At 42.1% G+C, this 13341-nt stretch carries 12 protein-coding genes; 9 read left to right on the top strand and 3 right to left on the bottom strand.

Annotation, left to right across the window (positions count from 1 at the left end; genetic code table 11):
• Positions 1–14: 14 nt before the first annotated feature.
• Positions 15–512, bottom strand: coding sequence for a DinB family protein (locus ASD24_RS01740; protein ID WP_056692478.1), 498 nt, complete (start codon positions 510–512; stop codon positions 15–17).
• A 260-nt stretch (positions 513–772) separates the two neighbouring features.
• Here ASD24_RS01740 and ASD24_RS01745 point away from each other — a divergent pair, with 260 nt between their 5' ends.
• Complete coding sequence (locus ASD24_RS01745; protein ID WP_235540268.1) at positions 773–1900, top strand: phosphotransferase enzyme family protein; 1128 nt, start codon at positions 773–775, stop codon at positions 1898–1900.
• A gap of 132 nt (positions 1901–2032) precedes the next feature.
• Here the strand turns inward: ASD24_RS01745 and ASD24_RS01750 are convergent, their stop codons facing one another.
• Entirely contained in the window at positions 2033–2884 is an 852-nt protein-coding gene (locus ASD24_RS01750; protein WP_056690563.1) for an AraC family transcriptional regulator, read from the bottom strand.
• A gap of 176 nt (positions 2885–3060) precedes the next feature.
• On the opposite strand from ASD24_RS01750, the gene ASD24_RS01755 reads away from it, so the two are divergent.
• Positions 3061–4458 (top strand): family 4 glycosyl hydrolase, encoded by a 1398-nt coding sequence (locus ASD24_RS01755; protein WP_056690566.1) that lies wholly within the window; start codon positions 3061–3063, stop codon positions 4456–4458.
• Positions 4459–4562: 104 nt separating this feature from the next.
• Here ASD24_RS01755 and ASD24_RS01760 read toward each other — a convergent pair whose 3' ends face one another.
• The gene (locus ASD24_RS01760; protein WP_056690572.1) at positions 4563–5447 is read right to left on the bottom strand and encodes a LysR family transcriptional regulator; all 885 of its coding nucleotides are present in this window, start codon (positions 5445–5447) and stop codon (positions 4563–4565) included.
• 128 nt (positions 5448–5575) lie between these two features.
• On the opposite strand from ASD24_RS01760, the gene ASD24_RS01765 reads away from it, so the two are divergent.
• The 7 genes from ASD24_RS01765 (at position 5576) to ASD24_RS01795 (ending at position 12972) form a co-directional block, all read left to right on the top strand.
• A complete protein-coding gene (locus ASD24_RS01765) occupies positions 5576–6322 on the top strand; it encodes an acetoacetate decarboxylase (RefSeq protein ID WP_082560231.1) in 747 nt (248 codons plus the stop codon).
• Between the two features lie 15 nt (positions 6323–6337).
• Positions 6338–7384, top strand: coding sequence for a ketopantoate reductase family protein (locus ASD24_RS01770; RefSeq protein WP_056690577.1), 1047 nt, complete (start codon positions 6338–6340; stop codon positions 7382–7384).
• Between the two features lie 217 nt (positions 7385–7601).
• Positions 7602–8297 carry a response regulator transcription factor gene (locus ASD24_RS01775; RefSeq protein ID WP_056690580.1) on the top strand — a complete coding sequence of 232 codons (696 nt, stop codon included), beginning with the start codon at positions 7602–7604 and terminating at the stop codon, positions 8295–8297.
• A 3-nt stretch (positions 8298–8300) separates the two neighbouring features.
• Positions 8301–9545 carry a HAMP domain-containing sensor histidine kinase gene (locus tag ASD24_RS01780; protein ID WP_056690588.1) on the top strand — a complete coding sequence of 415 codons (1245 nt, stop codon included), beginning with the start codon at positions 8301–8303 and terminating at the stop codon, positions 9543–9545.
• A 99-nt stretch (positions 9546–9644) separates the two neighbouring features.
• Positions 9645–10331: an ABC transporter ATP-binding protein gene (locus tag ASD24_RS01785; RefSeq protein ID WP_056690591.1), complete on the top strand. Its 687-nt coding sequence runs from the start codon at positions 9645–9647 to the stop codon at positions 10329–10331.
• Positions 10328–12049, top strand: coding sequence for an ABC transporter permease (locus ASD24_RS01790; RefSeq protein WP_056690594.1), 1722 nt, complete (start codon positions 10328–10330; stop codon positions 12047–12049). The genes ASD24_RS01785 and ASD24_RS01790 overlap by 4 nt, the downstream gene beginning before the upstream one ends.
• Before the next feature lie 116 nt (positions 12050–12165).
• Positions 12166–12972 (top strand): ABC transporter permease, encoded by an 807-nt coding sequence (locus ASD24_RS01795; protein WP_056690604.1) that lies wholly within the window; start codon positions 12166–12168, stop codon positions 12970–12972.
• Positions 12973–13341: the final 369 nt, after the last annotated feature.

Consider the following 13341-nt stretch of genomic DNA (forward strand, 5'->3'; position numbering starts at 1 on the left):
TGGATGTATTAATCTTATAAATAAGAATGCATTGGCTTTAACTCTCTACCGATAAAATTAGCGGATACAGGCGTTAATTCTATTTCTCTCGCCCATACAGAAAGTTGCCCGATATGATGAATCTCGTGGGCAATTAAATGATGTAATATCTCATCTTTTGTGTATTTATCTTCATCCCAGGGAACTTTTACCAATTGATTGCTTCTTTCTTCTGAATTGGTCTTTAAGAACTCAACGATTTCAGGTCGTAATGAATTTGAAAGAGCTCTTATTTTCTCAAGAGTTTTATAATTTTCAAAATCAAATATCACATCTTCCTTATCCTGGATACCACGAATCCAACTATATTCAACGTCAATAATGTGAAAAAGAGTGTACAGAATATTCTCTACTCCACCTATGCGGTTTTTTAATAGCTCTGCTGTTGTTAGTTGATTGCACCAGTTAAACCATTCGTCTCTTACTTGCCAGTTGTATTCAAAAAACGTATTCACAATAATCACTCCGATCATAAATTTATCTAAATTGAATGTAGACAGAACCATAATTATCCAAACATTTGTTCTTATTGAGATTATATCAAGAATTTATATAACTATCAAAGATCAACACTCCCCTTTAACACAGCCAAAAAATAAATAAACAACTAGAATAATATGGAATTATAGGATATATTGGTTACATTCAAATATAAAGGAGCGAATTTTAATGTCTAACAAGGTGATTGTGCTTTAGGTCCACGAAAGGATGATCGGTTCAAGAAATTCCTTTTGTGGACATTGTAATGCGGGAGACCGCCCATCAATGTTTACTGGAGGAGATTATTATTCATTTTAACAAAGCTACTCACATTACCAACATGCATGTACTGCCATTTGCATCCCAGATGTTCGACCTGGAAGGTTACACGATTCAGCTTATCCCACCTCATGAGGGAGGTCGGAATATCGTGTACTCTTGTGATAAAGAGGGGTATGAATCACTCATTCTCCGAATTTCTTTTTTGCCTGATCGAAGCAGGAAGGATTATATGGCAGAGCTCGAATACGTCCGTTATCTGCATGATCATGGCGCAAGTGTATCTAATGTTGTAGATTCCAACAAAGGTCATCTACTCGAAGAAATCGTTTATGAAGGACATACATTCTATATCAGCTTGTTTGTAAAAGCCAAAGGTAAGCTGCTTGTAGACAATCATTATCAGTACCGGGAAGGCGTTCCGATTACCGAGTATTATTATAATTGCGGCAAAGTTCTGGGCAAGATGCATCAGCTATCCAAAAGTTACACACCCGTTTATCGCAGATATCCATTTCTGGAGAGATATAATACAGAAAAAATCGCGAGCTTAATTCCTGAAGCGTTCCCTCTGCTCAAAGAGAAGATGGTTGAACTGCTGCAAACCGTTAAGCAGTTGGAGTTAAGTCAAGAGACCTTTGGCATGATTCATTTCGATTTTAATGACGGGAACTACGCCATTGATTATGATACGGGTCAGATCACGGTGTTTGATTTTGATAATTCTTGTTTTGGCTGGTACATGTTAGACCTTGCATCTATTTGGTCAAACGGCGCTGGCTGGATTCAATTCGAACCAGATGCAGACAAACGTAGGCAGTTCATGGACGATTATTTCCAAACGGTACTTGCTGGATATACTTCGGAAACGCACGTTTCGGAAGCGATGCTGGAGAACCTGCCGTTATTCATTCAACTCAACTTGCTGGAGAACATTCTGGATATATTTCAGGTGATGCAGTATAACGAGCAGGAAGAGGAAGAAGATAGTGATGAGCATCTGGCATATCTCATTAAATGTATGGAAGAGGACATACCGTTTAAAGGTTTTTTCCATGAGATGTATTCACCAGGGTCCCCTTTTGAATATGAGGAAAACTGAATACTGATGGATTACTTGTAATTCATGATCATGAATGAGTTCATTCAATAGGAAGAGGCAGCCGGTGTAGATCGGTTGCCTCTTTTTTGTAGCTTGCTTTGATATAGATATGAATGATGGAGCTAAGGTGCGCTATTCGAATTTGGAAGGGGGGACGTTATACATCTTTTTGAACGCTTTGGAGAAGGTGAAGGGATCAGGGTATCCTAAAAATTCAGCGATTTGTTGGATTGTATATTTTTTCTCGTACAGATAGTCTCTGGCTCGATTCATTTTAATTTGATTGATGTACTGCCCTGGCGTGATCCCCAAAATTTTCTTAAAAAGCGAGATAAAATACTTCTCGGAGACACCCGCAACAGCCGCAAGCTCATTAATCCGGATGGCTCGGTGCAGGTTCGCATCAACGTACTGGAATACGCTCTGAAGAACATCCAGACTTCCTTCGCTTTTTTGAGACTTCCGATTCTGCAGAAATGTACCTGTATACAAGCCTTGCCCATGAAGCTCTAATATTTTTGCGATGACGAGAAGCAGAGTCGCTTTTAGATAGAGTGGATTACCAGAAGTGCCCTTGCTCTGCTTAAACCGTCGATAGGAAGATGCAAATAATGAGGTTTCTTCTTGAATCAAGTTACCAGGTACGATGCCTGGGAGTTGGAATTCACCTAGAATTCGTTTTTGCTCAGCAATACTAAAATCAAAGTGCATATACACAAATCGACACAGTCCTTCAGTTGTTGTTGCCATATAGGGCATATCTGGATAAAAAAATATGACGTCGCCCGTACTGGCGGTATGTTCAATGCCTTCGACGGTGATTTGAACCGAGCCCGCTGTAATTAACCACAGATCATAGTCAGAGTGCGACTTGTGCTCAATCCACTTTCGATTGTGAGTCTGTTCGAGATAAGAACTCATCCGGAGTGTGATATGGTCAGACAGTTCATCAATTACACTCATATTAACTTGATTGGTACGCATCGGATCACCCCTCGTTTTTTTTACTTTATGACATCCTGTGATTAGTTCTAATAGATTAAAGGGTTTGGAGTATCTACATAATCGTACCTTATGACATGTATAGAAAACTATCACACATTCCGATTTTGTGCCACTTTCTTATAATGAACTTATAACGTTACGAGGAGGGTTAATACATGAATGACACAATGATGCAGCAACATCCCAAAGTGGTCGTGATCGGCGCTGGTAGCCTGTTTTTTGGTCGTCAGTCCATCTGGCAGATGGTTCATTCCCCATACTTGAATCAGGGAACACTAGCACTTGTGGATACGGATGAGGAACGTCTCTCGAAAATGGTAACATTGGCTGAAAAGGTAGCGCGGGAGAATAATGTATCTCTCAAGGTAGAGGGATCTGTGGATCGAAGACAAGTGTTACCGGGGGCAGACTTCGTAGTACTCAGCTTTGCGGAGCAATCGGTGAAGTATCGTGGTATCGATTGTGAGGTTTCGCTGAAATACGGTATTCGAATGTGCTCCGGTGATACGATTGGACCAGGTGGGATCTTTCGAGCTATGCGGGAGCTACCGGTTATTATGGAGTGTGCAAAAGACATTGAAGCCCTATGCCCTGATGCCTGGGTCATTAACTATATTAATCCATCAACGGTTCATGGAATTGCGCTACATCGTTATGCACCACAGCTCAAATCGTTTGCACTCTGCGATAGCCACCATATGCCACATAAGAAGGCCTACTATGCTGTGCGAGCCGGAATCATCGGAGACCATAGCGAGTTTACCCAAGAGATCGATCAGAAATTCGATTTCCGTATCGCTGGTGTGAACCACTTTACTTGGCTGCTCAAAGCCGAGTTTGAAGGGGAAAATGTAATGCCGAAAATTGCCGAAGCGATGCGCAAGCTGGCGGGGGATGAGAATAACGGCGGCGATCGTGGTGCTAAAGCTCTTTTTAACGATGCAATTACGTACGAGTTGTATGATATCTTCGGTATTATTCCTACATGCACAGCACACACGAAGGAATATGTTCGATACTGGCAGGGTCACGGTAAGACTGCAGATTCAATTCCGCCTTTATCCATCTGGGAGACAGAGGATCGATATCAGCGGCATGACGAAATGTGGCAACAGGTAGATGATTTTCTTGCAGGAGATATCCCGATTGCTGATTACATGGGCACATTCGGCCCGGATCATGCAACAGATATTATTGAGAATATGGTGGGTAATCTGGGCAAAAAGTTCTTCATCAATACTAATAATCAAGATGCGGTAACCAATATGAATGAAGATTCATTCTTGGAGCTGTTATGTGACGTGAGTATGGATGGGGTTAAGCCAGTCCATGTCGGCGAGATGCCACGTGGAATCAGAGGTATGCAGGAACTTGTACTGGATACACATGAGCTTACAGTCGAAGCTGTTCTGAATCAGAGCTACGAGAAGCTGAGAAGGGCGATGCTGACCGATCCGCTGGTGAATTCCATCAGTGATGCGGATCAGATCATACACGAATTGTTAGAACTAGAGCGTGAGATGATTCCGGACGGTTGGTACAATAAAAAGTAATGAAGAGACCACGTGAGTTCCTGGAGAGGGAACTACGTGGTCTTTGGTTATGAATCGTTATATTTACGTAGTCATAGATATGCCTAGTCCAGTTTTAAGTCACCTCAAATTTTAAACATGCCAGCATTCTCGTTGTAATATGAGATAATAAATTCACGAAAGTCCTTAACTGAGGGAGAGAGCCATTTCCGCTTAACCCAAGACAAACTGATCGGATATACGGAAGCTTCATCTGCAATTTGAATATAGTTCAAGCCCAGATTTCTACATACTGACACGGGAAGCAAGGCCACACCTTGATCAAGTCGGATAATTTCCAGCAACGTATGTGAATCAACCTCAAATGCAAGATTGGGCAGGAAGCCGGCTTTTTCGCACAGCATCGTTGTAAACCGACTGTACTCCTTATTGTCAGCCAGTGAGATAAAGGGCTCCTTCGCAATAACATCTAATGATATGGTCGTCTCGCCACGATAAGCATGACTCTTAGGTACAACTAGCACAATGTCTTCTTCAACAAGAACAATACTCTCAATCTCCTCGTCATCAATCGGATGCCCCGTTATCCCCAGATCCATATCCCCTTTTTTCAAACTTGTAATAATCTCATTCCGGCTCCCAATGCCTTGCTGAAGCTTAGATTCAGGGGAAGCATTAATGTAGTCTCCAATGAGACCTGTCAGAAATCGAGGATTCGTAATAGAGATTCGGATGGTGTTGGAGATTTGATGCTCCTCTGCTTTGATTTCCATCTCTGCATTCTCAATTTCTAAGAAAATTCGATTCACATGCTTCAGCAGAATTCTCCCCGACGCATTCAATTCAATCGTTCTTCCTTTTCTGTGAAACAGAGGTGTTCCTAGTTCGTCTTCTAACCGTTTAATGGTTAAGCTCAGCGAAGGCTGGGCTATATTTAGTTGTGCAGCAGCTTTAGATATATGTTCCGTATAAGCCACTGTCTGAAAATATTTGAGTTGAAGTAGCTCCATTCGTGTACACTCCTTATTTATTCTGATAAATATATATAGTCCTTGTTATGTATTATATTAAATTTAAACTTTGATGTAGAATTTATTTATGAGATAGAGATAAATTTGGATAAGGCAGGTGTCCTTTGATGAAAATCGATGTAAATAACATAGCTAACAATTTGAATACACCCTTAACGGCTCCGGCTTATCCGATGCCACCGTACAAATTTAAGAATCGGGAGTATCTAAATATTATATACCGAACGGATGAGCAAGCTTTGCGAGCTGCAGTACCAGAGCCTTTGCAGATCACAGACCCTCTGGTCAAATTCGAAGTTATGTGGATGCCGGATGTATCTGGGCTCGGTGCTTATACGGAAGCAGGACAAGTCATTCCCGTTCAATTCAATGGTGAGAATGGCGATTATGTGCACTCGATGTATGTAGACAATTTTCCCGCAATTGCCAGTGGTCGAGAGCTTACGGCATATCCGAAAAAGCTGGGTGCGCCCAAGCTCTACACGGATTCAGATACACTCGTTGGTACGCTTGATTATGGAACACTTCGTGTCGCAACGGCGACCATGGGATACAAGCACGTGGAAATGGACAAAGAGGCTGCTAAAAGCGAAATATGCCGTCCGAATTATATGATCAAGATTGCGACGGACTATAACGGTAATTTGAGAATCTGTGATCTGATCCGCACTCAAATTACGGATATAGAAGTGAAGGAAGCATGGACAGGGCCTGCCCGGCTTCAACTCTTCGAACATGCATTAGCACCTCTTGCAGATCTGCCTGTATTGGAAGTAGTATCCGCATCCCATATTCTTACCAACCTAACCTTAAATGCTGCACAGCCTGTATATAACTACCTAGAAGAGAAATAAGGAGGAAACACAATCATGAGAATTGCAATTGTAGGAGCAGGATCTTTGGGAACGATCGTCGGAGCTTATCTAGCAGACGGTGGAATGGATGTCGAGTTAATTGATGCATATCAGGAGCATGTTGAAGCTTTAAATCAAACAGGTGCTAAAGTGACTGGTACCACAGAGTTTCAGGCTAAAGTAAAAGCAATAACTCCTGAGCAGAAGTCAGGACAATACGATCTCATCCTACTTCTGACGAAACAGCTATATAACGATGCGATTCTACAGGAATTACTTCCGTTCTTGAAAGAAGACAGTATCGTATGCTCCCTGCAGAACGGGATTCCTGAAGATAAAGTCGCTTCGATTGTGGGGGCACAGCGCGTTATAGCAGGCTCCGTAGAATTTGGCGCTACCTTCATTGAACCTGGCGTGTCGAGCCTGACGACGGAATACACACAGTTCAAGCAGTATGCTTTTCAGATTGGAGAGCTTAATGGTGAAGTTACCGAGAGAATTGAGCGAGTAAAATCCGTTCTAGACCTGGTCGGAGGGACACATATATCGGACAATCTGGTTGGAACTAAGTGGTCGAAGTTGTTAATTAATAATGCGTTTAGCGGATTATCAGCAGCATTAAACGGAGAATATGGAGATATTATCGACCACGAGGCTGGTATTGTGAGCGCAGTTCACATTGCGGATGAGACAATTAAGGTGGGACATGCAAGTGGAGTTCAATTTGTGAAAATGAATGGCTTCGATATTGCTTCGCTTGAACTGAACAGTGAGGCAGATATTGCTGCCCGAGTTCAAACATTACGTACTGTGATGGAACCTTCAAGACTCCTTAAAGCAAGTATGCTACAGGATCTGGAGAAGAAACGTAAAACGGAGATTGATTATATCAATGGAGTCGTATCCAGTAGAGCGGCAGGCACTGGGGTGGCAACGCCATACAATGACCTAGTTGTTGAACTGGTCAAACAGGCTGAAGAGACCCAGACGGTTCCTCAGTTTGGTACAAATATCAAAGCTTTTGAAGCATTATTAAATGAGCAAGATGCCAAAACGATATAACATAAATAGCTTGAATGAGCGCATCACCTTTATTGAAACTCTGAAAGACCTTACCAATCAGCATCTGGTGAGGTCTTTTTTTGCTCTAACGCAGCTTTTGGTTACAATTACATAATAAAAACCACATATATCAAAACGAAGCTAAAATCATGTAGAATAAACAAATGCAAAATCAGATAGATTAAAAATCAAGTTTGTATATCAATTGAGGTGCACAATGAATCGAATATTATTAGTTGAAGATGATGAAAATTTAGTGTTTGGAATGGAGTATACATTATCGAGCGAGGGGTATGCCGTAACGGTTGCGGGCAGCCTAGAAGAAGCGAGAAATGCTTTAGAGGCTGTGAATATAGATATGATTTTATTGGATGTGAATTTGCCAGACGGATCAGGGTACACCTTATGTAAGGAGATTCGGGCAACATCCCCCGTTCCCATTATTTTTCTAACCGCTCTGGATGAAGAAGCCAATATCGTTGCCGGACTTGATCTGGGTGCAGACGACTATATGACGAAGCCGATTCGAACGAAAGAACTCCTATCACGTATGAAGGCTGTGCTACGACGGAATACCAAGGCTAAAGAAGAAGTGAGTGTATGGCTCTCCGAACATATGGAAGTGCGCGTTCTTGAAGGCAATGTGTTTAAGCACAATCAAGAAATTCTGCTAACGGCTATGGAATATCGATTGTTATTAATGCTGATGTCCCATGCCAGACAAATCTGTAGTCGCACAACGATTCTCAGTCATCTATGGGATTCTTCGGGTGACTTCATTGATGATAATACGCTTTCGGTGCATATCCGAAGACTTAGAGAAAAGATAGAGGATGTGCCTGCGGCGCCGCAATATATTCTAACGGTTCGAGGAGTCGGTTACAAATGGAATGCAGATGTGGTAGGGCGATAGATCATGCTTGATGTTCTACGTAATCCAGAGTGGAAGTCTGTTGTTGTTAAAGTCATAGCATTACAAGTGATATGTATTGTAACGATGTTCTTTTTTATGAGCTATCAAATGGGTCAGATCAACGAGGCGATCATAGATCAGAATGCTGCTCTGATTGGATACGTATTGAAGCAGGAGCCTCACTTGGAGAATGAGATTATCCATTTCATCACACAGGGAGCCCAAGCCAGCGAAATTAATGAAGGAAAACAAGTGCTCTCACAATATGCATACACAGAGAGTATGCCTGTAGAGAATCAGCCCATTCTATCGAATATTTCGTCTCCAATGCAATCCGCTGCAATTGTCCTGCTGTTTACTGTCGTTCTTATGCTCTTGATCTATTCGGAATATCGTAAGGTATTTAGCAAAATACGGACAATCTCCCAAGCAGCAGAGCAGGTGGTGGAGCAGCAATTCGACAGACCTCTCCCAGACCATGATGAGGGGGATTTCGGTGCTCTAGGGCGTAGCTTCAATGCCATGGCGGACAGACTCCGTCATAGCTTGGACATGCTCCAACAAGAAAAGATTTTCCTACGTAATCTATTGTCTGATATATCCCATCAACTGAAGACGCCATTGGCATCACTAATCGTATTTAATGAGAATTTGCTGAAGGATGATACGATGAAACCGGAGATGCGGGTGAAGTTTCTGGAAAGAAGTCAACGGCAATTAGAACGAATGGAATGGTTGATTATTAGTTTGTTGAAGCTGGCGCGTGTTGAGGCGGGGGCGATTGTTTTTCGGAAGGAGAACGTTCGCATCAGAGAGGTCATTGATCACGTGTTACAGTCACTGCGTAGTATATCTGAGCAAAGAGCACAGACAATCTCTATTGATGACCATGTAGACTTGTACGTGCAAGCGGATGAGGCATGGTTGACCGAAGCATTCATTAATATTATTAAAAACGCATTGGAACATACACCACCTGAAGGTTGCATTTATATTGAATTTGAGGAGAATACGTTGTTTCAAACGATTAACATCAGAGATGAAGGTGAAGGCATCTCTTCTGAAGATCTGCCGCACATTTTCGAACGGTTCTATCGAGGTTCCGGAACGTCAAAGTCACAGAGTATTGGAATTGGTCTATCCTTATCTAAGTCCATCATCGAAGAACAGGGCGGATTCATTAGTGTTGATAGCACGCCAGGACAAGGAACCGAATTTAGAATCTCATTCAATAAAGGAGATCGATGAGGAAGCTTACGATATCGTAAGCTTCTTCTTCACTTGAATGTAAGCTTCCGTCCGTATAATTACAGACATGGAACGGAACTTAACTCAGGAGGTACTCAGGTGGAAATATTAAAAACCGTAGATTTAACCAAAACGTATGGAAGTGCAGAGACCAAAGTTGAAGCTTTGAAGCATGTCAATTTTTCGGTACAGCAAGGAGAATTTGTTGCAATTGTAGGAGCAAGTGGCTCGGGTAAAAGCTCTCTTCTACATCTTCTCGGAGGGGTCGATCAGCCGACAAGTGGACAGGTTATCATCGATGGAACGGACATCTATAGCAAGAACGAAGCGGAGCTTGCGTTATTCAGAAGACGAAAGATAGGATTTATTTTTCAATCGTACAATCTGATCCCAGTATTGACCGCAGAGGAAAATATCCATTTACCGATGTTGTTGGAGAACAAAAAGGTGGATAAAACATACGCATCGGAGCTGATGGACATTCTAGGGTTGACGGGGCGTAAACATCATCTCCCTTCTGAAATGTCTGGCGGTCAGCAGCAGAGAACAGCGATTGGACGAGCACTGATTAATAATCCTTCCATTATTTTGGCAGACGAGCCAAGCGGTAATCTAGATAGTAGGAGCAGCAAGGAGATTATGGAGCTATTAACGTTCTCCGTTAAAAAGTATCATCAGACGTTGATTATGATCACACATGATCTCAATATAGCCAAAACGGCAGATCGCGTTGTAACGATTAAAGATGGCGTCCTTTATCAACCTGGTGAGGTGAGTAAGCATTGAAAAGGTATACAGGCCTCACTGGAAAGTATGTAAAAGGTCAGAAAAAGAGATCTTTGTTAACGATTTTCGGTATTATTCTGTCCGTTACGTTACTAATCTCCATTGGTACGATGGGGATGAGTTACTGGGATAAGACCGTCAGACAGACGATCCGTGACTTCGGGAGTTACCACGTTTCCATGAACAATATCCCGGGAGAAGCGGTCAACAAGATAGAGAACAATACAACCGTGAGAAGTGCAGGGGTCGCAAGTAGAGAAGGATATGCCATCATTCGTGAGTCTAAGGAAAAAGAGAAGAAAGAGGACCCCAACGCAGCGCCATATCGCTACTTGAATGTCAAAGGATATGATGCAAATGCGCTAGACATGCTTCAAGTGAAGCTGGATTCAGGGCGTTTGCCTACGAAGCAGCATGAAATTATCCTTTCGGCCTCCAGCTTGAGTTATTTTCCAGTCAAGCCGAAGCTGGGCGAGAGTATTAACCTTAACCTTGGGATTCGTAAAGAGGCTTCTACAGGTAAAGAACTTCAAATAAGCGGATTAGGCGATTTTGGCTGGGGGCTTGACGAAGCGTTTGATGCACAATCGGAACAACAATACACGGTCGTCGGCTTTATGAAGCGCCCAAGTACGGGTGATTGGTCTTCCCGATACATCTTTCCTGCTATCACGTATGATGATCACCAGAATATTGACCAGAACAAGAAGTATTTCGTTTATATGCAGATGAAATCGTTGGATCTTATCGAAGAGAAGATGGGTAATATGATTGCTGCCTTGCAGCTCGGACATGCCGAACAAGGTACTGCTATGCAACTGGACAAAGAAAATGATCTGAAGGATATCCGAATTGAATACAATAATGAGCTGCTTAAATTGTACGGCAAAAGTACCTATGAAGGGGTCAATCTTAGCTTAAGCCTGGCAATTGCTGCCGTTATCGCCATCGTGATGATATCCACTATTGCTGTGATCTATAATACATTTCATATCTCCGTTCTCGAACGAATATCGCAGTTTGGTATGCTGAGATGTATAGGAGCTACGCCAGCTCAAATTCGCAAAATCGTATTGCAGGAGGCAGCGTTACTCAGCTTTATTGGCATACCGATTGGACTTGTGATGGGTACGTTATTTATGAAGGTACTCTTTTATAATATCAGCTTGATCACACTCGGCTTCTTGAATGATATGAGAATGGTGATCTCTGTCCCGATCTTAATCGTAGCGGCTTTGCTCGGTTTGCTCAGTGTATACTTCTCAGCCATAGGTCCAGCCAAATTAGCTGCCCGTGTATCCCCACTCGAAGCACTTAAGAGCACAGGGAAGGTTGAACAAGTCGCCAAGGTTAAGACATCGCATGTTGCCCAGAAGCTATTTGGTATCATCGGACAATTTGCCGGTCGTAATCTAAAGCGGAATAAGAAGAGGTTCCGAATTACAGCTTTATCAATGATTATTAGCATCGTATTGTTCATCATATTTAGTGGATTGGTCGATTTTATGCGTCAGAACACACAAGTCTCTGGTGCACAATATTCGTACTCCCTTTCCTACGATAATCCCTCTGGTCAAATCGATGATTCCGTATATGATCATATTGCTGAGCTTGATGCGGTAGAGCATGCCTATAAGTTTTACAACAGTCAGGTGGCTGCGATCATCCCTGAAGATAAGATTAATCCTGAATTTAATAGGTTAAGTGAAGGTCATTAACTGTACAAGAGGAGGGAGGCTATCGAGCTTCAAATAACTTTCTGACCTCTTATGGAGACAACGGTCTGGATGCGCTAGAAGCTAAACTTGTAGCTGGCAAAATCGACAAAGATACGATGAACCAGGAAAATGGGGTCATTGTACTACAAAGAATAAGTCTGTTCACAGACGATGGCAAAGAAAAGATTCTGGATCAAACGAAGTTCAAGGTAAGCGATCACATTCGGATCAGAGATATGAATTCTCACGGATATCAGACTGTAACTGTAGTCGGAATTGTTAATCAGGATCTGCTTTCAATGAAGTATAATAGCAGCCAAGTTGTTGCCTTCATTACGACTCCAAAAGTATACAAGCAGATCATTGGCAACGATGCCTATTCTAGAATCTTCATCCTGGCGAATCCTGAACTTTCGAATAAACCGATAACCGATTATCTTCAATCCTTAAATGAGAAGGATGCGGGGTTCAACTACAATAATCGGGTCTCAGAGATTGCTCAAACTCAAAACGATGCGATGACGTTCAGTATCATTTTATACGGATTTATCGGTGTTATTGTAGTTATTGCTTTATTAAATATTGTGAACACGGTAAGTACGAATCTAGTCCTACGTACCAAAGAATTTGCTGTACTCAAGGCTATTGGCATGACTCAGCGAGAGTTGAAGAAAATGATTATCCTTGAGGGGGTGTTCTATGGTTTGTTTGCGGCTACGATAGGGACGATTCTGGGCACTGTTCTGCATTACGGAATACACGCGCTTTTCTCAGGTGCAGTTGATACAGCGTGGAGCATGCCATGGTTAAGTATAGGCATTGCTTTTGTTGGAGCAGTGGTTGCGACGTTGCTTGCAACGATCTGGCCATTGCACCGATTGAGCAGAGTGAATATTGTGGAAGCTCTCCGTACTGAGAATTAGGAGAATACTTTTGCGCGGACCATAAAGATACTAGAAAGGTATCAGAAAGACATCGTAGAAAAAATCATAGAACCATCGATGTACTACACAAATCTCAAAAAGTCGGATCACCGTTGATCCGGCTCTTTTGTTTGTTAAACGATAGGAAGAGTAAAGGCTCACCATCCCAGCTTCGTAAGTAAAGTTATGCAATGATTCCCTAACATTTTACAAATAAAAGATTGCTAATTTGATATAATGGTTACTTGAATCAATCTCATAACTCATTAAAACGTGTTTTATGTAACTAGATATAGACGGATTAAACCGTTTTGAACTATATCTAGCCTTGATTTAAGTAGCTAAAGGTATGATGATTGATTCACTTGT

The organism is Paenibacillus sp. Root52 (genome assembly GCF_001426865.1).
In the GTDB taxonomy this organism is placed as follows: domain Bacteria; phylum Bacillota; class Bacilli; order Paenibacillales; family Paenibacillaceae; genus Paenibacillus.